The sequence below is a fragment of the Halomonas sp. AOP25-F1-15 genome, assembly GCF_052378675.1.
In the GTDB taxonomy this organism is placed as follows: Bacteria; Pseudomonadota; Gammaproteobacteria; order Pseudomonadales; family Halomonadaceae; genus Vreelandella; species Vreelandella casei.
Map to the genome: position 1 here is coordinate 61,597 of NZ_JBQSXV010000005.1, position 22,069 is coordinate 83,665.

The window sequence follows — 22,069 nt, forward strand, 5'->3', positions numbered from 1 at the left end:
ATTTTGTCACTAACAAATAAGGATAATAACAATGACCACTGTTGCGTTTATTGGCTTAGGTAATATGGGTGGCCCGATGGCGGCCAATCTTTCTAAAGCAGGCTTTAACGTGCGTGCGTTTGATCTTTCGGCCGAGACGCTTGAGATCGCTAAATCTCATGGATGTGAAGTGGCTCGCTCTGCCCAGGAAGCCGCCACGGATGCCGACTTTGTGATTTCAATGCTGCCAGCAGGCAAGCACGTGCGCGGGCTGTATGTGGACGGTGATGCACCGCTATTTGATGTCATCAAGCAAAGCGCGCTGGTGATTGACTGCTCTACCATTGACGCAGACACCGCCCGAAGTGTGGCCGCTGCCGGCGCTGAAAAAGGCATTGGCTTTGTGGATGCACCGGTGTCTGGCGGGGTAGGTGGCGCTCAAGCGGGCACGCTGACATTTATTGTTGGCGGCAGCGATGCTCAGTTTGAGCAAGCTAAGCTTGTGCTGGACGTAATGGGCAAAAATATCTTCCATGCCGGTGATCATGGGGCGGGGCAGGTGGCTAAAGTGTGTAACAACATGCTGCTATCCATCCTGATGGCAGGCACCTGTGAAGCGATCAATATGGGCGTCAAAAATGGCCTCGATCCTGCCGTGCTGTCAGAAATCATGAAGCAAAGCTCTGGCGGTAACTGGGCGTTAAATGTGTATAACCCCTATCCAGGCGTGATGGAAAACGCACCCGCTTCCAAAAATTACCAGGGCGGTTTTCAGGTGGACCTGATGATCAAAGATTTAGGTCTCGCCATGGATGTCAGTCAGCAAAGTACCTCTGCGGTGCCCATGGGCTCCGCCGCACGCTCGCTGTTCACCCTGCACAAAGCCAAAGGTAACGGCAAGCTCGACTTCTCAAGCCTGATGCAGTTTTATCAAGATAAACAGTAGCGATGGGAGGTAAACTCAGCCTCCTTACTATGCTCACACAACAAGGATTGCCATGATTACGCTTTGGGGCCGCAACAACTCTACCAACGTTAAAAAAGTGCTGTGGGTGTTAGAAGAGCTTGAACTGCCCTTTGAGCTAATCCATGCGGGGCTTCAACACGGGGTGAATGACACTGCGGAGTACCTCGTCATGAACCCCAATGGCCTGGTGCCGCTGTTCAAAGACGATGCCACCAACAGCCTTCTTTGGGAATCCAACACCATCATTCGTTACCTTGCCGCGCAGTATGGTCAGCGCAAGCTATGGATTGAGGCTCCCGCCGAGCGAGCACAGGCTGAAAAATGGATGGACTGGTCGAATAGCACGCTTTCGCCTAAACATCGCTTGATCCTGATGGGCTACGTAAGAACACCGTTAGAAAAACGCGACAGCGCGGCCATTGAATCAGCGGTTAAAGAGTGTGAGGCGGCCTTTGCCATCATGGATAACGCGCTCGCTAACCAGCGCTGGTTTTCTGGCGATGCTTTCGGTTTGGGCGATATTGCCATTGCTCCATTCTTCTACAACTTATGGAACAGCGGCATTGCTTGGCAACCGCATCCCCACTTAGAGCGCTGGTACCAGCAGCTTACGGAACGTGCGAGCTTTCGTGACGTGGTGATGATTCCCGTCAGCTAATATTGGCACCCGCTTGCCTAGCACCCATAGCTGGCTTCTAACGCTGCGATATTGGTATCTAAGCCTTGTAGCGTTTCACAGGCCAGCCCATGTCGCTGAGCACTTTCAATCAACGGCCCCAAAATCGCCCCACGCTCAGTGGGGCGTTTTGCTTCCACATCCTGCAACATCGACGCCTTATTATTGGCAGTGTTCTTCGCTACCTGCCACACCATCGACAGCCACGCGGTTTCATCGGTTGCCTCACTCGGCGGCTGAATGCCCTCGGCTGCCATAATCGCCGCAACCTCACTCACCACGGCCACTAAGTGGCCTGAATACGCCGCATCCCGTAACTCGCCGTTACGCAAGCCATTTAGTGCCACCAGCGGATTAATCGCCGCGTTCACCGCCAGCTTCTGCCATAGGCGGCTACGAATATCGTCCACCGCGGTAGCAGCAAGCCCTGCCTGGTTTAATGCTTGGGCAAGCGTTTGCGCGAGGCCGCTGTGCTGATTGTTTAGATCCCCTATAAACGTATGCCCATGCCCCGCATGCACCACGCCATCATCGCCCGTTAAGTAAGCGCCTTCAGTGGTGGTGGCACACAACACAGGCCCGGGCCACGCTTGGGTAATACGCGGCTGTGCTAAAAAACCGTTTTGCCAAAGTACCAGCGGAGTCGTCGTAGGCATCACATCAGCAAGGCTTGCCAGCGCTGCCTCAGCGGCCATTGCTTTAGTGGTGATATGCACATAGCGGGGCAGGTCATGTGTCTCAGGTGCGACCTGCTCCAACGTGCGCAACTTCAAGCGCTGTAAACGCCGCTCGCCTTCTGGCGTGGTAACCGCTTGTTGTTCAGGCAGCGCACGGCGACCGATTAGCGTTGTGGCCGCTAAAGGCGAAAGCGAATGGGCCAACAGCCGGCCAATGGCACCAGGGCCGATAATCCAGTGGGTATCTTTCATTGAGTACGTTACTCAGCAGAGAGGTTGTCGCAAGCTTACCGTGTTCGTGATCCAGAAATGAAGGTAGCCAATGGCGGATGATGTGGCGAACTGCTATCTGCTCATTACTATCCGCTAACGTCGAGGCTAAAAGATGTCGTCTCAGTAACTAAGAGCAATGCTGAACCCACTCGTTGTAGTATTGCCATGATAATATTTAATCAGACAAAGGGCCGCTGATCTGCAAGCGCTAGCGGCCCGCATTAACGATACTAGTAGCTACCAATAAAGAGAGGATGCACCAATGGCAGGGACGAACTCATCATCAACAACAGCACTGTTAAGCGATAACCGTGTAAAGGTGATTTTAGCCATCACCGTTATTGCAGTGATCTGGGCCGCCGTCGCGCACACCATTGCTGGGTCGCGTAAAGACAGTATGGAGGCACTGGAAACACGCCTGGCAGAAACTGAGCGTCAGCACCAGCAGATTCAAGCACAGATGACCGACGTAGAAGCGGCAGAGCTTGACTTAGCAACGCTGCAGCAGCGGATGGGCAACCTTGAGGTTGAGCAAGCAGAGGCTGAGGCGGCGCTAGCGTCGACACGTGCAGACATTGCCAATGCTGAAGATGATTTGACCGCGTTACGCGGTGAGCGTGAGACCCGTGAAAAAGAAACGGGCACCCTTAACGAGCAGATAGACGAAAGGCAGAGTCGCCTTGATGAACTGAATGAGACGTACGCCCAGGTCGAAAAAGACAATGAAGAGGCCGAAGCTGCCCGTGACGAGGCTCAACAGGCGCGCCAAGACGCAGAAGAGGCCCGTAGTGAAGCCGAAGCACAGCTCGATGACCTAAACGCCCAGATTGATGAGGCCAATACGCAACTTGACGCGGTTGGTGAACAGGTAAGTGAGGTCGAAAAAGCCCATGAAGAGGCCGAAGCTGCCCGCGATGCCGCCCAGCAGGCGCGCCAAGACGCAGAAGAGGCCCGCAGTGAAGCTGAAGCACGACTTGATGAGCTAAACGCCCAGGTTGATGAGGCCAATGCGCAACTTACCAATGTTGGTGAGCAGGTAAGTGATTTAGAAAAAACGCGTACTGCGCTTAGCATTGAAATCACCTCGCTCAATGTAATGCGCGACGAAGCGCAAACGCCTTAACAAGCGACACCTCTCAGTAAAGCGACCTCTCCGCTAATTTAAACGGAGAGGTCGTCCAGCATTTGCCTCTCAGGCAGCGTCCGACGACCAATCAGCATGGTAGCCGCGATAAGGGAGTGGAGAAAGCTACGTGATAGACGGCTAATGGCTAATGACGTGATCACGCATAGTCTGTTAAATTTTAGGCTAAGTAGAGTTGTTTAATTTTCCCAGGTGAGTGGATTGCAAAATCTGTGAAGATAATTAATCGGAGCCAGGACAGTAGAGCAGAGGCGTAATTTAGGGCTCTCAATGGCCGCTTTCGACCCAAAGCGGTCGTGCCGGGAAATGCAGCACGCACGCGAGTTTTGGATATATAGCCTAATGGAAATTAATGACTCGAAAAGTCATAGGCTTGGGAGAATCTGACAGGCTGCATTTGCCGGAAAAAGTGCCAGCACGTTCATTCAATCATCGAGCGCGCCGTCTAATACGCTGTTATGTAGTTACTACACGTTGGCTGCTACAGTTCAGGGCATAGGAATTTCGAAATGTTTGAGTACACAATAATTCACTGGGCGACATTTTTTGCCGCGGCGGCTCTTCTAAACCTTTCCCCTGGCCCAGATATAGCTTTCATTCTAGGGCAGACCTTGCGCAACGGGCGTCGACATGGATTCGCTGCGATGATTGGCATATGGACAGGTGCGGCGTTGCATGTAGTTATGGCGGCGGTAGGCCTTTCAGCGATTCTTGCTACTTCTGCTTTGGCATTTTCTGTTGTGAAGTGGGTAGGTGCCGCATACTTGATCTGGCTTGGCATCAAGATGCTTCTGTCGCGCGGAGATTCATTCATATCTAGTGAGGATGGCAGCCATCAACGGATGAATTCTATCTACTGGCAAGGAGTCCTTGTTTCTGCACTTAACCCGAAAGTAGCCATATTTTTCCTTGCTTTCTTGCCGCAGTTTGTCGTGGAAGGCGCTGGCCCTGCGAGTGCTCAGTTGTTTTTGCATGGAACTCTGATCATTGTCGTGGCGGCTTTCATAGAACCACCTTTGGTTCTGGCGGGGTCAAAGTTAGGAGCATTCTTGAGGCAAAATCGGCGAGTTGGCTTATGGATGGATCGAGGCCTTGGGGCTCTGTTCGTCGCCTTGGGCGCGCGGCTTGCTGCTAGTACGAGATAATGTTGGTGAGCGGTGGTGCCGCTTTTTGCCTTTAACTACATAACCAGGCCATGCACCGGATGCCAAAACCTCCGCTTCGCTCCGGTTTTGTCACCGGTGATGGCGGGCGTTATGCTCATTTAAGAATTCAAATATGATCGAAATATTATCTTCTGTAGACTTCTGGAAATTCTCAGCGCCGCTTTTCGGGGCTATTCTTGCCTGGTTTCTTAATGAGTGGAGAAAAAGAATTTGGGAGCAATACCAAAGAAAAGAAGAAAGTTACAAAGAACTAATACGCTGTTTAAAAGGCTTCTATGTTGGCGTGCCAAACTCACAAGAATTGAAATCTGAGTTCCTAAATAAACTTAATAAATGCTGGCTGTATTGTCCAGACGAAGTAATTCTTAATGGTTACGCATTCCTCGATACCGTGCATGCTTCCAATACTCAAAACCATCAAACGAAAGAAGATGCAATGGGTAAGTTTGTTGCGTCCATCAGGAAAGATTTACTTTCACGAAAACTCGTTAGAAAAACATCTTTATGTAGCAAAGATTTCAAACATCTGGGGGCTCAGTGAATAAAAAGCATAACCAGTGCATCTTGCCGGATTTGGGTAAACTGTCACCCGTTTTGCAAAAACACGCAAAACAGTCGCCATTTCACCCAAACCGCAAATGCAGGCGTTAGACCCCTGAGGAGAGTTTGTGACTATTACTCGCAAGAGCCATTTCGTTCTGATGCCGCAAACGAACGGGAGTGTCGCAATGCACCCCATGAAAGAATGGCTGCGTCAAAATCCAGAAAATATCCCTGCTGGATGCGATGGCCTTAGCAGCACTTCACAGCAACTTCGGGCGGGCTTAAAGAAAATCGGCTGGACACTTCAGGAAACCGAAAGAGAATTTCGGCTTCTACCTCCAGGCACGAACGCAGCTAATAGTTCGGCTCTAACGGAAATTCTCGAACCAAATGAATCTGATGGCCAAGAGCCCAACGAAGAAGCGTCGTTTGGGTTGGAGTATCAGCTCCGAGATTTCCTGGCCCAAAATCTTGCGGCTATTCCGGTTCATGGTCGTCGCCTGCGCGTTTACGTCGATCCAACTGGCCGTGATGGTATTGAGTTTCCTACGGCTGTCGGGCCAATTGATTTGTTGGCAGTGGACGAGGCGGGCGATTTCTATGTGTTCGAGCTAAAGCGAGGCCGAACGCCCGATTACACCGTGGGTCAGCTCATGCGGTATATGGGCTGGGTCAGTCAAACAATTGGCAAAAACAAGCGAGTAAATGGCCTTGTTGTTGCCAAACAGATTACCGACACTTTGCGCTATGCAATATGCGTTGTGCCTAACGTTAGCCTGTTTGAGTACGAGGTCTCATTCCAACTACACGCGGCCTCTTCTCTTGCACAGCCCGGGTCAGAGGTCTAACAATTCATTCAAGCCGAAACCGCTTCCCGGTTCGGCTTAATTCATGCGTTATGTGCTCTCTTAGGAATCGATATGAGTTTTAAGTCATGGCGAAGCTATCTGACATTTAGGAATGCAGTAGATACAAAGCATCGTTTTATTTTAGATGATGAATCTATAAAGTTTCTAAATTCTATTGTGGATACGTGTGGGGAACGTGAGCGCACAATTAAGATGGGGGCTAATGTTTGGCGGGCCCAAAACGGTCACTCTTGGCGACCGTACTACCAAACTGACCCTGATACAGATGAATACATTCATGTAGATGATTTTCCGTGTCCTTTTCATCCGGAACGTATGAAACCACTATCAGATAGTGCGGCTGAAGGGAGAGCCAACTCAAAGGGAATTCCGCATCTTTATGTTGCTACAGACAAAGAAACTGCCATGGCTGAAGTTCGTCCTTGGTTAGGAGCGATTTTAACCGTGGCTTATTTGAAAATAACGAAAGACCTCAATATCCTCGACTTCTCAGTAGAGCACGGGAATAGTACTTTTGATTTAAAATACTTATTCGAGGAGCCAACGAATGAAGAAGTTATTAAAGCCGTTTGGTCAGATATCGATAATGCGTTTTCTAAACCTACAAAAGCCTCGGACTTAAAGTCAGAGTATGCACCAACTCAAATAATATCAGAGTTTATTAGGTCCAAAGGATACGATGGGATAGCGTATAAAAGCTCTCTGGCTGAAGGTCATAATATCTGCCTCTTTGACCTTGATTCAGCAGAAGTGGCCAGATGTCTTATATTTGAACCCACTCGCCTAAAGTTCGATTTTAAACAAGTTCAAGAACATTAAGAGTGAGCACATATTTAAACGCACATAACAAGCGCATGTTGCCGGACTGGTTTTCCGCTGCGCTTCAAACCAGCCGCAAATGCGGGCGTTATGTGTCTAAATTTGAGCAGAAATAATGTTTGATACGCCATATTATGAACTTATGTCAAACGACATGAGGATCAATGTTTGTTCTATAGAATCTAAACTGAACGAACCATTTTTTTCCGATTTTAAGATTATTGCTATTGATGCTATTAGAGAATACATCGATGTAATCATGGCTTTCGAGGCTAAAGGTATAAAGCCCGATTTGCTTAGCTTTGTTGGCAATGAAGCTGAAGAATCTATCAGGTCGCACTATTGTATGCTGGCAGACGATATTAAAGACGAAGATGTTTTACAGGTTTTTGACGCGCTACGGTATTCATTTTCATGCTACGCATATAACGGGCTTCATCAACTATATACGCGCCAAGAGAATGAGTGTTGGCATCCAAAAATAACGCTAATAGCTCGTTTGGAACCAAACGATATTGAATCACTAGACTCTATGATAAAAATATATCGTGGGTGTGACGCTCATGAGCTTGAGAATGAGTCGTATGGCCAAGCGTGGACAACCTCCTTGGATGTGGCTAAAGACTTTGCGTTTAAGCATTACCAGAGTCAGCCTTGGTTCAGAGAAGAGAATCGAGTAATAGTTGAAACTATTTACCCAAGTGAACATCTCTTGTTTTCTGATCAATCTGTTGAGTATGAGGTGGTTGTAGCCATAGAGAAACTAAGAAATGTCAAAGAACACACATAGCAAACGCATGTTGTCGGACTGTTTTGCCACTGCGCTCCAAACCAGCCGCAAATGCGAGCGTTATATCAGAGACGACTAAAAGGCAGCTCATGGCCGAAAGCAGGTAGCAAAAAGACGTTAGCATGCTGTATAACCAACCTCGATGTGTTCTTTAACGCACAATAATACAAAATATAGGAAATAACATGCCCAGAATCCCGTTGCTTATCATCTCTTTGTTCTTCCTTGTTGGCGGTGTTGTTCATTTTGTCTTTACTGATTTTTTTGTAATGGTGATGCCTGACTATTTGGGTTATCACAAAGAGCTGGTGTTGATTAGCGGCATTTTTGAATTGTTGGGAGCGATAGGTATTTTGATTCCCAAAACGCGGTTTCTGGCAGGGTGCGGGTTAATTGCGTTAATTGTTGCGGTTTACCCGGCCAATATCAACATGGCGTTACTGAATCGCCCCGGATATTCTAGACACCCGTTAGGCTCTTGAAGTAACGCCTTTCATACTCAACCGGTGACAAGTTATCACTTGTGCCGTGTCGGCGCTTTGGGTTGTAAAACATTTCAATGTAATTGAACACGTCACATCTAGCCGCTTCGCGTGTTGAATAAATCTGTCGCTTGATTCGCTCTCGCTTGAGAAGTTGAAAGAAGCTTTCAGCAACGGCGTTGTCATGACAGTTACCACGTCGGCTCATGCTGCCTACCAAGTGATTCGCTTTCAGAAAGCTTTGCCAGTCTCCACTGCTAAACTGGCTTCCTTGATCCGAATGCACCATCACCGTTCCTTGTGGCTTGCGTCGCCAGACTGCTGATAACAAAGCATCCAGTACCAACTCCGTGGTCATGCGAGACTTCATCGACCAGCCAACCACTTGACGAGAAAACAGGTCGATAACTACCGCTAAGTAAAGCCAGCCTTCGTAAGTGCGGATGTACGTGATGTCCGTCACCCAAGCAATATTTGGCGCTGTTACTTCAAACTGACGGGCTAAATGGTTAGGGGATACAACAGCCGCTTTTCCACCGCCATAGCCGCCAGGGCGTCGTCGATAGCCCGTCTGAGAGCGTAAACCTTCCCTACTCATAAGACGCGCCACACGGTGCTTCCCGCAAGTTTCGCCAGCTTCACGCAAGTCCTGGTAGACCTTGCGATAGCCATATACACCGCCACTTTCAAGCCAGGAGTGCTTGATCAATCCCAGTAGGCGCTCATCTTCCCGAGCTCGATTAGAGAGCGCTTTTTTACACCATGCGTAGTAACCGCTGGGATGCACGGCCATCATCTGACACAAGCGACGTACCGCGTATTGGCTCGCATAATTTTGAATAAACGCGTACCTCAGTCGGACTCCCTGGCGAAGTACGCGGTGGCCTTTTTTAATATGTCTCGCTCTTCTGATACGCGTTTGAGTTCGGCCTTCAAACGACGGTTTTCAGCTTGGAGATCATCATCTTCTTGCCGTTGTTCTACCGGCTTATCGTAGCGCTTGATCCAGTTGTACAAGCTGTGCCCTGACACGCCTAGCCGCTCAGCGACCTCGGCCACGCGATGGCCGCGCTCTACCACCTGTTTGACGGCTTCGATTTTGAATTCTTCAGTGTAGCGGGGATGGCTCATGGTTCCTCCTAGATACCTTTAGTATAAGGCCTGGAGGTGTCTACGAAACCTGGGGCGATTCATTTGTCTGGTTTGTTTGGTGGGCTATTCATCTTGAAAAGCGCAAAAAAGCAATGTGATTAGATTTTATGCATTAATAGTGGTTAGTGAATGGCATTTAGTATTTTAGAGAAAGGAAGAGTAATAGTAGGCGGCTGCGACTTTTACTGTGGGTCAGTGTGTTTTGGTAACATTAACACGCTGCGTTGGCCGCATTTCCTTTTTTAGGTTAGCTCTTTTGAGCTAACCTTGGCTGAGTTTTAAGATGACTGATTTTTAGGCGCGCTTAATGGCCTAGCACGTTGGTTTCATTTTTCTTTGACGCTTTGGCTGCTTTCTTTTCCTTGGGTGTTAAAAGCGGTTTCTTTTTGAGATTTTTTTTACTATCTTGACCTTTGCTCATGATGTTATTCCTGTCATTAATAAATGAAGTTGCTTAGCATCAGTAAGAACCAATCTGAGGATAGCTTTAAAGTATTGTCGCGAATGCACCTAGTCCCCAATGCATTGTTGAACCAGTATGGCCCCAATCAGGGGGAACTGAAAGACATTGTTTTATTCGCGAATTTTCACGCTTTTAGGTAGTCCTAAATAGTAGGCTTCAAATCGGCTTATAAATAGATAGCGACTTACAAGTTGCTTAACTAGCTGATAGGGCGCTGATTTATAAGTGAAAATAATTACCTGGGAGATAGTTCGCAAGAGCCGCCGGTGGGAAGCATTCACCAGCGAAGAAGGACAGCTGTAGCATGTGCTATTGTTTTTAGCGGCCTTGCAAGTGAAAAGGTTATTTTGCGTATCCACCTTGATTAGTCTTTGCCTATGCCAGAATTGTTTTTACTACGCCTAGCCGACGCCATCCTCGTCTTCCACGTGCTATTTGTGGCCTTTGTGGTGCTTGGGTTACTCGCCGTCTATGCAGGCTATTTCCTGCACTGGCAGTGGGTGCGCAACAGCGCTTTTCGTATCATTCATCTATGCGCCATTGGTTATGTAGTGGGGCAGGCTTGGTTGGGGTTTGTTTGCCCCTTAACCACGTGGGAAATGGCGCTGCGCGAAAAGGCGGGCGTCATAGCTTACAGCGGCTCATTTATTCAATATTGGCTCCAGAACCTGCTTTACTACAGTGCCCCTGATTGGGTATTTATTGCGGTCTATACGTTATTTGGCAGCTTGGTGTTGGCCAGCTGGTTTGTTGTGCGGCCTAACCGCTTGGCGAGTAAGCGAGATCCAAGCCTGTAATGAGCAATATTTTGCCTTACGTGACCGCGCCACGAACATGAAGCTGTGGATCTCGGTACTCGCCGCTTTCCACGACTTCTCTAAAGTGTTGAGCCGCCAGCCAAACGTCTTCAAAGCTAAGGTAAAGTGGCGTAAAGCCAAAGCGCATTAGCCCCGGCTCACGGTAGTCGCCGATAACACCGCGAGCAATGAGCGCTTGAACGATAGCGTAACCGTTTTGGGTGTCGATAAGTGATACCTGACTACCGCGCTGGCTGGACGCCGGGGTGATATCTTCAATACCGTGGCGGTGAAAAATATCGCCTAAACACGCAAGAAATAACTCACTCATTGCCACGCTTTTAGCTCTTACGGCTGCCATGTCGACCTCGGCCCACAGGGTTAGAGAGGCTTCCAGCGCTGCGTAAATGATGGCTGAGTGCGTGCCTGTGCGGAAATGAGAAATATCGTTAGCCGGGATATAGTCAGCATCAAACGCAAAGGGCGATGCATGCCCGTGCCAACCGGAAAGCGGTTGCCAGCCTTGGTCTTGATAGTTGCTATGCACGTAAAGAAAAGCCGGTGAGCCAGGGCCGCCGTTGAGATATTTATAGGTACAGCCCACCGCATAGCGGGCGCCGCTCCCGTTAAGGTCGATCGGTAGCGCGCCTGCCGAGTGAGCCAAGTCCCAAATCACTTCAGCGCCGTGTGCGTGTACCAATCGAGTGGTGGCCGTTATATCGCGAAGCTTGCCGGTGCGATAGTTGACCTGGCTAAGCACTACCACTGCCACGCCGTCCAAGTGCTCTGCCAGGTCGCTATTTTCAGGAAGAAAACGATGCTCTGCACCGCTTATCCGGCAAAAACCCTGGGCGATATATCCATCGGTAGGAAAGTTGCCACCCTCGCTAAGCACCGCTTTGCGCTCTCCCTGGCGCTGGCCGATGATATAGCCAAGCAGCTTGAAGATGTTCAAAGTAATATTGTCCGTAACGGTAACTTCACCGCGCCGGGCGCCAATCACCGGCGCTAATAGATTGCCTAATCGCTCGGGAGCGTCAAACCAACCCTGGTTCCAGCCCTTAATCAGCTCGTCACGCCACTGATCCAAGGTATCGTCCACGGCCTTTTTAGCAGCGATGGGCTGAGCGCCAAGGGAGTTACCATCTAAGTACAGCACGCCTTTCGGTAGGGCGAAGCGGCGCTTAAAATTGGCTAAAGGGTCGTTTTGATCCAGCGCTTGAACACTGGTAAGACTCACCCCATTTTGGTTTTTACTCATATCACTACTCCCGAAAATTGCTTAGATTGCCTCGTTCGTCGCTAGTTTTTTTGCTTGAGGTTCGCCTAAATCCCAGAATACGCCAGCGGCCATCTTAAGTCCCTGCTCAACGATGGTTTCAAGCAGGTGTTCGTCGGGCGCATGCTGATTGCAAGATGGGTAGGAGTGGGGCAGCCAGACCGTCGGCAAGTTGAGTGCCTCCGAAAAGCAGTGATTGGGGATCGTGCCACCCAGGTTAGGCAAAATATGCGCGTCTTCTTTAAGGCTTAGACGGGCTGATTTCGCCACAAAGCCGACCCACGGATGATGAGGGTCTAGCCGAGTTGCGGTATAGCCACCTAACATTTCAATCTGAATAGCCTTAAAGCCGTGGGTATCAAGATGCTGGCGTAAATGGCTTTCTATGGTCTGCCAGTCAGTCCCTTTCACAAAGCGCAGCTGTAGAACGGCTTCAGCGCTTTCAGGAATCGCGCCCACCGGTTTGTCTGTTCTGCCTGCGCTCATGCCTAAAATCTCTAACGTGTTAGTGCCATACAGGCGCTCGCCATCGCTAAGCTGGTTTTCACCCCACGCGGGGTTGATCGTCGGGTCGTTTTCCCCGCCACCTACCGGCAAGTCGCGAATGAGCTGGGAAACCTCTGCTGGAATCGCCGGTGCTTTGAGGAAGCCGACTTGAATTCTGCCTTCTGCGGAGAGCAGCGTGGCAATGGCGTTACAGACCACGACGGCAGGGTTGGTGATGATGCCGCCCCAGTTGCCAGAATGACGGCCGCCGTTGCCGGTCGCCAACGAAAGCTTTAGCTGGAGTATGCCCCGCGAACCAAGAAATAGCGTGGGCATATCGTGGCGGATGCGTGGGCCATCCGAGGCGAGAAATAGGTCGGCTTTCAGCGCTTCCTTATACGCAAGGCAGGCCGCTTCCAGACCTGGTGAACCGATCTCTTCGCTCATCTCAAAAAGTATTTTGACGTTATAACCCAGCTTACCCTGGCGAGCCTTGATCACCGCCTCAAGGGCGCTGAGGTTAACGCTGTGCTGGCCCTTATTGTCAGCCGTGCCGCGGCCATAAACGCGACCGTCAATGAAGGTCAGTGCCCATGGGTCGATGCCATTGGCCCATTTGTCTTCCTGACCATCGGTGACATCGCCATGGCCATAAAGTAACAGCGTAGAAAGCGCGGGGTCTTCTATACGTTGGCCGATCAACAGGGGAGGCTGGCCGGCGCTTGGGTTAGCAATGATCTGGCAGTCAAACCCTAGCTCGGTTAGCAGTGGCGACATTTCATTGTTCAAGTAGTCGTGCAGAGTGTCTTGACGCGAGGGGTCTTGGCTGACCGTTTTAAGCGCCACTCGGCGTGCCAGGCTGCGATAAAAGTTGCCGTTGGTAAGCTCGTTAACCGCCAGTTGAAGCGCGTGTTCGCGACCTGAACGCTGCGTTGTATCCATGAACCCCCCTTATGGTCGTTGGAATGTTGGAAGTCGTCGAAAAGAACTGTGCGTAAGACGCCACTAAAAAAGAGTAATTCTTGGCTACCTTTGCGACTATTATGAATCTTTCAAGTACTCTTTCTAATCATTAGAAATCAGCTGCGCTCGCCAGGCGTTAATCAAAAATGGGGAAGAGCACGATGCAGGAACTCAACTTGCGCTTTTTTCACAGCGTGGCTAAAACGGGCTCGCTTTCTGCCGCGGCAGAAGAGCTGCACGTTGCCGTCTCTGCGGTGAGTCGTCAGGTCACGAACCTTGAGCAACGCCTGGATATAAAGCTGTTCAATCGTCAGCCTCGCGGCATGCAGCTCACCGAAGCGGGCAGGCTGCTGCAAGCCTATGCGCTGCGTAACCAGTTGGAGGTCAGCAGCGTCATCGAACAGATGCACGACGTGATGACGCGCCAGCAGCGTAAAATCACCGTGGCATGCCCCGATGGTATGGCCTGGCATTTTCTGCCCAGCGTTATCTCTGAATTTATTACTCAATGCCCGGACACGTGCTTTGATCTGCATATGGTGGATTCAGTGCGCGCCTCGGAACTCGTTAAAGAGGGTGAGGCGGATATTGCCCTGACCTTTAGCCTTTCACCGGATATCGGTATTCACGTCGTCTCTAGCCATAACGCGGCGATCCGGGCGCTGATGTCCAAACATCATCCTTTGGCCAGCAAGGCTGAACTGCACGTGGCAGATCTGAGCCAGTATCCGCTTAGCATGTCCTTGAATGGGTCCACCATGCGCTATTTGTTTGATGTGGCATGCAGCCTTTCAGGTATCAGCATACAGCCCAGCTTTTCCTGCGACTCGCTGGGCGCTACTTACACTATGGTGTGCGAGCACCCTAATATGGTTGGGCTGTGTAGCGCCGTGGCGGTGAGCGGTAAAACGCAAGCGCAAGGCTTGGTGTTAAAACCGCTGCTGGAGCCGCAGCTGGCGCTTCGCAGCCTTCAAGTGCAGGTCATGGCAGAGCGCCAAATGCCTGCTCACATGAAGGCATTTCTGAGCTTTTTAAACCACCGGCTTATCACTGCCTCGCAATAAATCTCGGTACTGTTGCGCTAAAGGGGCCTTAAAAAGGCCCGTAATTAATGCTGACCGCAATAGCCACGAAGGCGCTACCTGCGGCGATCCAAAGTATCACCAGCGGCAATACAAACTTGAACCACTCCACATAGGAAATACGAGCGATAGCCAAACAGGCCATTAGAGTGCCGGAAAGCGGCGTAACAATATTAGTCACAGCATCGCCTAGCTTGAAGGTAATGAAGGTGGACTGACGGGTTACCTCAAGCATGTCGCCAATGGGCACCATAATAGGCATGACGATCGCCGCCTGCCCTGTGCCGGAAGTAATAATGCCGTTAAAGGTCAGGTTAAAGAGGTAAAGAAGCTGCATCGCCATGATTTTGCCGTGACCATCCAGCGAGCTGGCGACGCTATGTACAATGGTGTCAATCAGCTGGGCCTGCTTGAGCAATACGATCACGGCTGCCGCTACCCCAACGACCAGCGCGCCATACATCACTTCACCCGCGCCATTCATCAGCCGCTTGATAAACGCATTGGGCGATATTTTGCCGACTGCGGCGGTAATAATTCCGAGCATAAGAAAGGTCGCGGAAAGCTCCGTAATGCCCCAGCCAAACGAAAAGCCGCCGTATAAGAAGAACGCAAAGGAGGCGGCAAACATCGTTAAAATAACTTTGTGGGAAAAAGTGAAATCAGGCGCAGCATCGGCTTCCTGGGCTTCGCCGGTCGCGCTAACCGCTACATTTTCAGCGTTGCTGTTAGCCTGTTTGCTCTTAACTCGCTTGGCGTAATGGCAAATATACGCGGCAGTAATAGCGAGAAAGACCACAAAAATCGCACTGCGGTAGACAAAGCCTGAGAACAAAGGCAGCTCGGCAATGGTCTGCCCGGTAACGGTTACCGTGGGGTCGAAAACGCCGGCGGCAAAGCCCGCATAAGAGCCCAGAAAGATAATCGCTACTCCAACAATAGGGTCAAGTTTCAACGAGCGCGCCAGAAACAGGCCGATAGGAATAAATGCAATGGCTAGGTTCGCGCCCACACCCACGGAGGCTAGCGTTGCAAATGTGGTGCAGAAAATCACGATGAGAATGTTTTGCCGACCCTTGGCTAGGCCAATCATGCGATGAATACCGGCGCTAAGTGCGCCCGTCGATTCGATAACCTTAAGAACGCCACCGACGATCAAAATCAGAAAGATGACGCCAGAAGCCGCCACCAATCCTTTATGAATGGAGGTAAATAAATCCATTAAATTTAGTGACGGAGCCGTGATATAGCGAAAGCTATCGGTAGATACCTGCGTCAAGCCATTAACGCTACTTCTCTCGTAAGTACCGGCGGGAATGAAGTAGGAGGCAATCAGCACTAAAATCATGAAGCCGAACAAGATGATAAAGACATCTGGCATCGGTAGCTTTTTCTTTTTGTGCTCTATAGCGCCGATTTCGCTTGAGTTTGCCTTTAAGGACATCGTTGTCTCCACTTCAAGAGGATTGTCATTTTAATAATGAGGCATATACGGAAGGCATATTTATATGAAAATCAACCTACCAAGTAAGGCTAAAGTGGACAATTGTGGATTAATCAAACGTGTTTTCTATTTTTGGTAAGTGAACCCTTAGTTAGAAGATGTCCATGGCATACAGGCTTGTAGGTAATTCCTAGTGAGCATATGATTCGTATATGTTTCGTATGCTTTGAGGGTGTGCTTATGGGAATTGTGAAAATAGATGACCAGCTACATGAAGATATTCGCAGGGCCAGCGCTGTTATGGTGCGCTCTATTAATGCGCAGGCGGAATATTGGATAAAAATCGGCATGTTGGCTGAGACCAATCCAGGCATGACGTTTTCTGAGATTGTGCGAGAGCAAATGAAGAAAGCCGATATTAATGTCGGGGAGGTGGTCGGTGGCTAAAGTGATTCTGAAAAGTGAAGAGGAACTGCGCCTAATGCGCGAGGCCGGTCGACTGCTTGCATCGGTATTCAACTATCTTGATCAGCGCATTGTGCCCGGTATTTCTACGATGGATATCAATCATTGGGCCGAGCGATATATCGTTGATGATCTGCAGGCCCGCCCCGCAAGTAAAGGGCAATATGATTATCAGTATGTGCTCAATTCGTCGGTTAATCAGGTGGTCTGCCACGGCGTTCCATCCGATGCGCAAACGCTTAAATCAGGCGATATTGTCAATGTCGATATTACCTTAGAGAAGGGCGGGTTTATTGCCGACTCTAGCAAGATGTACATGCTGGGCGATGTAAAGCCCATAGCAAAACGGCTGGTTGATAAAACCTACGAAGCTATGTGGCAAGGAATAAACGCTGTTAAGCCCGGCGCTACGTTGGGTGATGTGGGCTATGCGATTCAGCAATATGCTGAAAATAGCGGATACTCGGTTGTGCGTGAATACTGCGGCCACGGTATTGGTCGGGAAATGCATGAAGAGCCGGAAGTGCTGCACTATGGGCAGAGAGGAAAAGGCCTTGTTCTAAAAGAAGGCATGGTGTTTACCATTGAGCCTATGATCAATCAGGGCAAGGCTAAAATAAAAACCAAGAAAGATGGCTGGACGGTCGTCACCAGTGACAAAACACTGTCGGCGCAATGGGAGCATACGATTGCGGTTACCTCCCAAGGTTTTGAGGTATTAACGCTGCGTGATGAAGAGCGGCCTGGGTAACGGCGAGCCTCTTAACTCAACCAATGATGGGTATCCTAATAATTAGGGTGTGATAGCTAATATTCTATGATGACTATTATTTACATATTGCTGTTATCGCTACTGGCAGGTGCGGCGATTTTGTATCTGGTCTTTCAAGATATTGCACCGAGCTCAAAGCTTGAGATGCGGGGCATGCCTGCCCTAGGTGCAGTGGCGGGTTTTTTGTTGGGCTTGATCGGCAACATGATGCTTCTGGGCGGTTAACAATAAGCCTGAATTAGCGGTAGGTTTTTATCTTTAAATAAAGGACAATTAATAATCATTTTTATTAAGGATACAGACATGCCTGCAACCTCTAAATCGTTGATTTTAACTGCTGCTGGCGTTGTAGTGTTGGGGGGCGGGGGATATTTAGGTGCGCAGGCGGTAGTGGGTAATGAGGTTGAAAAGGCGCTTACCCAAAGCTTTGCGCAGATGGATGACTCGCTTTCTTGGTACGCAAGGGATGTGACGATTGATAAAACCCTGTTCAAAACAACGGTGACCGCAACGATCGGCATGGTAGGTGTTGAAAATGCCAACGCGCAGGTAAACCTGCTGGTCGATCATGGCGTTATTAAAAGCCCGATCACGGGTACGATTCATCCGAATGAACAGTTTGTAACGGGTGATATCGACGTTGACTTGGTGGCCACTCGCAGTTCGATAAACGGCCAGCTTACGTCTAGTTCTTTAAGTACGGTTGATGTCGACAGCACGCTTCATGATCTGGTGGTGGATTTAAATCGTGAAGAGCTCAATGCCTGGAATGTTGAAGGGCAGGCGCGTGAGGTCCTCATTAATAATGAAAACGACTCGGTGCGGATTATATCGCCTCGCGCTACGTTGCATACACAAGGAGATGAGAACCGTGTAATGCAGCAGTCTTTGGCAATACCCAGAGCTGAGTTTTTGGCGCAGGGTGTCAGCGTCTATATGACAGATATAGCGCTTGAAGCTGAGTCTGAATCCGTGGGTGATTCGCCAATTGTTAATTCAGGTGCCTCTTTCACAGTCGCCGATATGGGTACAGACGATACATCTATAGGTAGCATTTCGTTTGAGATGACGGCCAATAATTGGGATGTACAGGCCTTTCAGACGTTGCAAGAAGCCTATGCACCGCTGGAAGCAATGCGTTTAGAATACGAAGAAAGCGGTGAGCGAGGTGATGAGCAAGAAGAGCGTGAACTGCTAACCCAGGCTATCGAGAGCGGCTACGATGTACTGATTGCCAATCCGTCGATTGCCTTCCAGCCTTTGGAAGCACATGTTGTGCTGCCTATGATGGGTATCGACTTCAAGCCGCGCCTCACGGCCGATATAAGCTTTGATGGAGCCAATCTTTCTAAACCTGCCTTGTACAGCGCGCTTTGGGATGAAGAGCTGCCGCAGCCTGAGCTGTTGCAGGCCTCAGATGACGTGATGAGCGAAGCCGACGCACTGACGTATCTTGCCAATCGAGTGAGTCTGGATGTCAGCCTGACAACGCCTCCTGATCTCGTTATCGGTATGATTCCAATGCCGTTTGCAGGCTTGTTAGACCCGACAAGTGATATGCAGCACGTTGTGTGGAAAGACGGCACGTTAACGGTTAATGGTCAGCCTGTGATGTAACACGCTTGAAAGGTGCGGAGATTATGAATGACATTATCTTCGCACCTAATCATCTCAAGGACTTCTGGAAAGATTGCTTTTCAAAAATAGCTCTTCTACGTATTTAAGCAAGTTCGGGCGTTGGAGCGTCCCTAAACGTCACCTGTAACTCACTCACCAGCATTTCAACGTTGCGTAGTGCTTGAGCAGTAGACGCGGCCAGCACTTCGCCACCTATTTCCTGCCCCTCAATGGCAATGTAATGCAGCCGGGTAATACCCATAAACTCAAACGCTGAGGCCAGATTTGGCTCCAGATGGTTCATGTGCGCCATTGCTTCGCCGGGTGCCATATCCACGCCGCCTCTGGCGGTGAGAACGACGGCATGCCGCTCTCGGTCGGTGAGCTTGGCGATGTAAGGATCGTCCGGTTGGGTCTTGTCAATATCGACCGTTCGCCCTGGCCTAATTACCTGATCGACCCATGCTTTGAGGCTTGCGGGCATGCCGAAGTTGTAGAGCGGCGTGCCAATGACCACGATATCCGAAGCAATCAACTCATCAACCAGCTGGTCGCTTTCGACTAGTGCATCCCTCATCCAGGGTTCTCGTTGCTCTTCAGATGTGAAAGTAGATGCAATCCAGTCGTGATTAACGATGGATGGTGGGCGTTGGCCTATATCTCGATAGGTGATCACGTCTTGCGGGCGGCGTAATTGCCACTGACTGACGAATCGGTGGGACAGATGGCGACTATGCGAGCCGTGGTGGTCAACGCCTGCAATGCCGGGGCGGGCGCTCGCATCTATATGTAGGACATGTGACATGTTGTGTCTCCAATTGTGAGCTGAATTCATCTATTCTTAATCGTAGATGCAGCTTATGCCGTGCTTATAAGCTTCAACAAACGATCATTTCTTGCCGCTATAGATGAGTAAAATTCACTTATGAGTCATCGCCCATTACCTTCACTTTCGGCGCTTCGATCTTTCGAGGCTGCTGCCCGTCATGAAAGCGCCAAGCAGGCGGCACAGGAGTTGTCGGTGACGGCCACCGCCATTAGTCATCAAATCCGGGGGCTTGAAAGGGCGTTGGGAGTGTCTCTCTTTGTTCGAAAGCCTCGTCAGTTGGTACTGACACCCCAGGGTCACGAGCTGTTTCAAGTACTGGAGACCGCGTTTGATAGCATCAGCAATGTTGTTGGGCGGCTGAACGCTGCGCAGGTTCGTCATCCCGTAACGCTCTCAACAACACCAGCGGTGGCGATGCGCTGGTTGCTTCCCTGGGTGTGTATGCTGCGCGATGCTCATCCCGATATTGATCTGCGCGTTCATGTCTCTCATGAGCCGGTAGCATTGGATGCGGCAACAACCGATATTGCGATTCGCTATGGCGATGGACGCTGGCCAGGGCTAGTGGCAGAGAAGCTGTTTGATAATACCTTTGTACCCGTCTGCAGCCCACGCCTTGGCTTGAGCGATGTAGCTCAGCTGCCTTCACATTCACTGATCCACTTCTCGGCTCAGGGGGAAGTATCTACTCGACTTGATTGGGCTTTTTGGCAGAAACGGGCGAGGGTCGCGGGGCTTAACGTCAAAGCCGGGCTAGTGTTTTCTGACGAAACTCACGCTATTTCTGCTGCCGTCGGTGAGCAGGGAGTGGCGCTGATGAGCCGACAACTTATTAAGGATGAATTGCAGGATGGGCGGCTGGTACAGCCATTCGGTCCGGAATTAGAAGGCAAACCGTTTTTCCTGGTCTATCCAGAAAGCCGCCAGCACGATCCGACGATTCTGGCTATCCGGGATTGGGTGATGGCGGTGCAGGGTATGTTGACGAGAGTGTCGAAAGATATATAAAACCCTTTTATACAGTTATCCTTTTGTTCGTGGGTAATCCCCCATTTTTAGAGGGCTTCAAAAGTAGAGTTCAAGCCACCATGGCCAGTCTCTGTTGAGGAGTAATGCCTCCGAGGGCCATGTTGGGCCGTTCGTTATGATAGGTCCATAGCCACTGCGTTGCATATTCCTGAACTTCCTCAATGGAGTGGAATAGATAGTGGGCCAGCCAGTCGTAGCGCACAGTTCGGTTGTAGCGCTCGATATACACATTCTGCTGCCTGGATAAAGACCAAGGTAATGCTCCGCTTCTCAGCCCAGGCAGCCAGCACGGCACTGATGTATTCTGGCCCGTTGTCACAGCGAATCTGGGTAGGTTTTCCACGCCACTCGATGATCTGATCCAATGCTCGCATTACCCGCTCAGAGGGTAAAGACAGATCCACTTCAATGCCCAGGCCTTCCCGATTGTAATCATCGATCACGTTGAACAGCCGGTAACTACGTCCATCTTCTAGCTGGTCATGCATGAAATCCATGGACCAACTGGCGTTGATCACCGTGGGTACCACCAGCGGCTCGGGCTTTTCACGTACCAGCCGCTTGCGGGGCTTGATACGCATGTTCAGCTCCAGTTCCCGATAAATTCGGTAAATGCGTTTGTGGTTCCAGGGATAGGGATAGCCTTTCACGTTGCGCAGATACAGAAAACATAGGCCAAAGCCCCATTTGCGCTGGTGCTGAGTCAACCGCACTAGCAGGTCGGCAATCTCGGCGTTTTCACTGCTGAGCTTGGCCTGGTAGCGATAGCAGGATTCGCTGACGCTGAAGGTAACGCAGGCCACGCGAATGCTACAACGGGCCTTCGCAACCGCTTTGTATGCCATCTCATGACGGATAGATGGCTTTACCACTTTCCCTCCAGGGATTCCTTGCGCAGCTCGGACTTGAGACGCTCTTCTGAATACATCTTTTTAAGCCGCCGATTTTCATCTTCGAGCTCTTTCATACGCTTGATCATGGAGGTATCCATGCCGCCGAATTTGGCTCGCTACTTGTAAAAGCTAGCACTGCTCATGCCGTATTCACGGCAGAGCTCAGGAACAGGTAGGCCGCTCTCGGCTTGCTTTAGAATTGCCATGATTTGTCTGTCAGAAAAATGTGATTTTTTCATGCAGAATCTACCTGCGTTTAGCTCACGGAAAATTCTAATTTTGAGCACCCTGTTTTTTCGGAAAGATTACCCGTTGACAAGCACCGTTTGTTTAAAGCAGAAAAATAAAAATGGATATAAAAGACTACGTATTCACTTGGTTATACTAAAGTATATTCCTTTTTTATCAGTGCT

At 50.0% G+C, this 22,069-nt stretch carries 22 protein-coding genes and 1 pseudogene; 16 read left to right on the forward strand and 7 right to left on the reverse strand.

Translation table 11 applies throughout. The features are described from left to right. Positions 1–31 precede the first annotated feature (31 nt). A complete protein-coding gene (gene mmsB / locus ACT3TF_RS10840) occupies positions 32–925 on the forward strand; it encodes a 3-hydroxyisobutyrate dehydrogenase (protein ID WP_096280404.1) in 894 nt (297 codons plus the stop codon). Between the two features lie 52 nt (positions 926–977). Next, positions 978–1,604, forward strand: coding sequence for a glutathione S-transferase family protein (locus ACT3TF_RS10845; RefSeq protein WP_096280401.1), 627 nt, complete (start codon positions 978–980; stop codon positions 1,602–1,604). Positions 1,605–1,621: 17 nt separating this feature from the next. On the opposite strand, the gene ACT3TF_RS10850 is transcribed toward ACT3TF_RS10845, so the two are convergent. Then, entirely contained in the window at positions 1,622–2,551 is a 930-nt protein-coding gene (locus ACT3TF_RS10850; RefSeq protein ID WP_096280398.1) for a ketopantoate reductase family protein, read from the reverse strand. Positions 2,552–2,834: 283 nt separating this feature from the next. Here ACT3TF_RS10850 and ACT3TF_RS10855 point away from each other — a divergent pair, with 283 nt between their 5' ends. The 7 genes from ACT3TF_RS10855 to ACT3TF_RS10885 all read left to right on the forward strand — a co-directional run bounded on the left by ACT3TF_RS10855 (position 2,835) and on the right by ACT3TF_RS10885 (position 8,385). Continuing rightward, entirely contained in the window at positions 2,835–3,695 is an 861-nt protein-coding gene (locus tag ACT3TF_RS10855; protein WP_096280396.1) for a DUF2203 family protein, read from the forward strand. A 530-nt stretch (positions 3,696–4,225) separates the two neighbouring features. Next, a complete protein-coding gene (locus ACT3TF_RS10860) occupies positions 4,226–4,861 on the forward strand; it encodes a LysE family translocator (protein ID WP_096280394.1) in 636 nt (211 codons plus the stop codon). 133 nt (positions 4,862–4,994) lie between these two features. Further along, a complete protein-coding gene (locus ACT3TF_RS10865) occupies positions 4,995–5,423 on the forward strand; it encodes a hypothetical protein (protein WP_096280392.1) in 429 nt (142 codons plus the stop codon). Positions 5,424–5,550: 127 nt separating this feature from the next. Further along, the gene (locus tag ACT3TF_RS10870; RefSeq protein ID WP_096280390.1) at positions 5,551–6,273 is read left to right on the forward strand and encodes an endonuclease NucS domain-containing protein; all 723 of its coding nucleotides are present in this window, start codon (positions 5,551–5,553) and stop codon (positions 6,271–6,273) included. Between the two features lie 72 nt (positions 6,274–6,345). Beyond that, entirely contained in the window at positions 6,346–7,113 is a 768-nt protein-coding gene (locus tag ACT3TF_RS10875; RefSeq protein WP_096280388.1) for an RES family NAD+ phosphorylase, read from the forward strand. 115 nt (positions 7,114–7,228) lie between these two features. Next, positions 7,229–7,903, forward strand: coding sequence for a hypothetical protein (locus ACT3TF_RS10880; protein ID WP_096280386.1), 675 nt, complete (start codon positions 7,229–7,231; stop codon positions 7,901–7,903). Positions 7,904–8,088: 185 nt separating this feature from the next. Then, complete coding sequence (locus ACT3TF_RS10885) at positions 8,089–8,385, forward strand: DoxX family protein (RefSeq protein ID WP_225734504.1); 297 nt, start codon at positions 8,089–8,091, stop codon at positions 8,383–8,385. Here ACT3TF_RS10885 and ACT3TF_RS10890 read toward each other — a convergent pair. Beyond that, a protein-coding gene (locus tag ACT3TF_RS10890; RefSeq protein ID WP_096277116.1) for an IS3 family transposase occupies positions 8,363–9,516 on the reverse strand; the annotation gives its coding sequence in 2 pieces (ribosomal slippage) (positions 8,363–9,279 and positions 9,279–9,516; 1,155 coding nt in all). The genes ACT3TF_RS10885 and ACT3TF_RS10890 overlap by 23 nt on opposite strands. Before the next feature lie 861 nt (positions 9,517–10,377). Between ACT3TF_RS10890 and ACT3TF_RS10895 the strand changes: the two genes are divergently transcribed. Continuing rightward, complete coding sequence (locus tag ACT3TF_RS10895) at positions 10,378–10,797, forward strand: DUF2784 domain-containing protein (protein WP_096280384.1); 420 nt, start codon at positions 10,378–10,380, stop codon at positions 10,795–10,797. A gap of 16 nt (positions 10,798–10,813) precedes the next feature. Here the strand turns inward: ACT3TF_RS10895 and kynU are convergent, their stop codons facing one another. After that, the gene (kynU, locus tag ACT3TF_RS10900; protein ID WP_096280382.1) at positions 10,814–12,058 is read right to left on the reverse strand and encodes a kynureninase; all 1,245 of its coding nucleotides are present in this window, start codon (positions 12,056–12,058) and stop codon (positions 10,814–10,816) included. 21 nt (positions 12,059–12,079) lie between these two features. Next, positions 12,080–13,504: a M20 family metallopeptidase gene (locus ACT3TF_RS10905; RefSeq protein WP_096280380.1), complete on the reverse strand. Its 1,425-nt coding sequence runs from the start codon at positions 13,502–13,504 to the stop codon at positions 12,080–12,082. A 182-nt stretch (positions 13,505–13,686) separates the two neighbouring features. Between ACT3TF_RS10905 and ACT3TF_RS10910 the strand changes: the two genes are divergently transcribed. Then, the gene (locus ACT3TF_RS10910; RefSeq protein ID WP_096280378.1) at positions 13,687–14,589 is read left to right on the forward strand and encodes a LysR family transcriptional regulator; all 903 of its coding nucleotides are present in this window, start codon (positions 13,687–13,689) and stop codon (positions 14,587–14,589) included. A 28-nt stretch (positions 14,590–14,617) separates the two neighbouring features. Here the strand turns inward: ACT3TF_RS10910 and ACT3TF_RS10915 are convergent, their stop codons facing one another. Then, complete coding sequence (locus ACT3TF_RS10915; protein WP_096280376.1) at positions 14,618–16,051, reverse strand: YfcC family protein; 1,434 nt, start codon at positions 16,049–16,051, stop codon at positions 14,618–14,620. Positions 16,052–16,291: 240 nt separating this feature from the next. On the opposite strand from ACT3TF_RS10915, the gene ACT3TF_RS10920 reads away from it, so the two are divergent. From ACT3TF_RS10920 to ACT3TF_RS10935, 4 genes are all read left to right on the forward strand, one after another. Continuing rightward, positions 16,292–16,498 carry a ParD-like family protein gene (locus tag ACT3TF_RS10920; protein WP_096280374.1) on the forward strand — a complete coding sequence of 69 codons (207 nt, stop codon included), beginning with the start codon at positions 16,292–16,294 and terminating at the stop codon, positions 16,496–16,498. After that, positions 16,491–17,267, forward strand: a complete 777-nt coding sequence (gene map / locus ACT3TF_RS10925; RefSeq protein WP_096280372.1) for a type I methionyl aminopeptidase — start codon at positions 16,491–16,493, stop codon at positions 17,265–17,267. Before ACT3TF_RS10920 ends, map begins: the two co-directional genes overlap by 8 nt. 66 nt (positions 17,268–17,333) lie before the next feature. Further along, entirely contained in the window at positions 17,334–17,513 is a 180-nt protein-coding gene (locus tag ACT3TF_RS10930) for a hypothetical protein (RefSeq protein WP_225734516.1), read from the forward strand. A gap of 78 nt (positions 17,514–17,591) precedes the next feature. Further along, positions 17,592–18,905: a DUF945 family protein gene (locus tag ACT3TF_RS10935; RefSeq protein WP_096280370.1), complete on the forward strand. Its 1,314-nt coding sequence runs from the start codon at positions 17,592–17,594 to the stop codon at positions 18,903–18,905. Positions 18,906–19,008: 103 nt separating this feature from the next. Here ACT3TF_RS10935 and ACT3TF_RS10940 read toward each other — a convergent pair whose 3' ends face one another. Further along, complete coding sequence (locus ACT3TF_RS10940) at positions 19,009–19,710, reverse strand: FMN-dependent NADH-azoreductase (protein WP_096280368.1); 702 nt, start codon at positions 19,708–19,710, stop codon at positions 19,009–19,011. A 120-nt stretch (positions 19,711–19,830) separates the two neighbouring features. On the opposite strand from ACT3TF_RS10940, the gene ACT3TF_RS10945 reads away from it, so the two are divergent. Further along, positions 19,831–20,742 carry a LysR substrate-binding domain-containing protein gene (locus ACT3TF_RS10945; RefSeq protein WP_096280366.1) on the forward strand — a complete coding sequence of 304 codons (912 nt, stop codon included), beginning with the start codon at positions 19,831–19,833 and terminating at the stop codon, positions 20,740–20,742. A gap of 70 nt (positions 20,743–20,812) precedes the next feature. On the opposite strand, the pseudogene ACT3TF_RS10950 reads toward ACT3TF_RS10945, so the two are convergent. After that, a pseudogene (locus ACT3TF_RS10950) lies at positions 20,813–21,895 on the reverse strand (IS3 family transposase). Between the last annotated feature and the right edge of the window lie 174 nt (positions 21,896–22,069).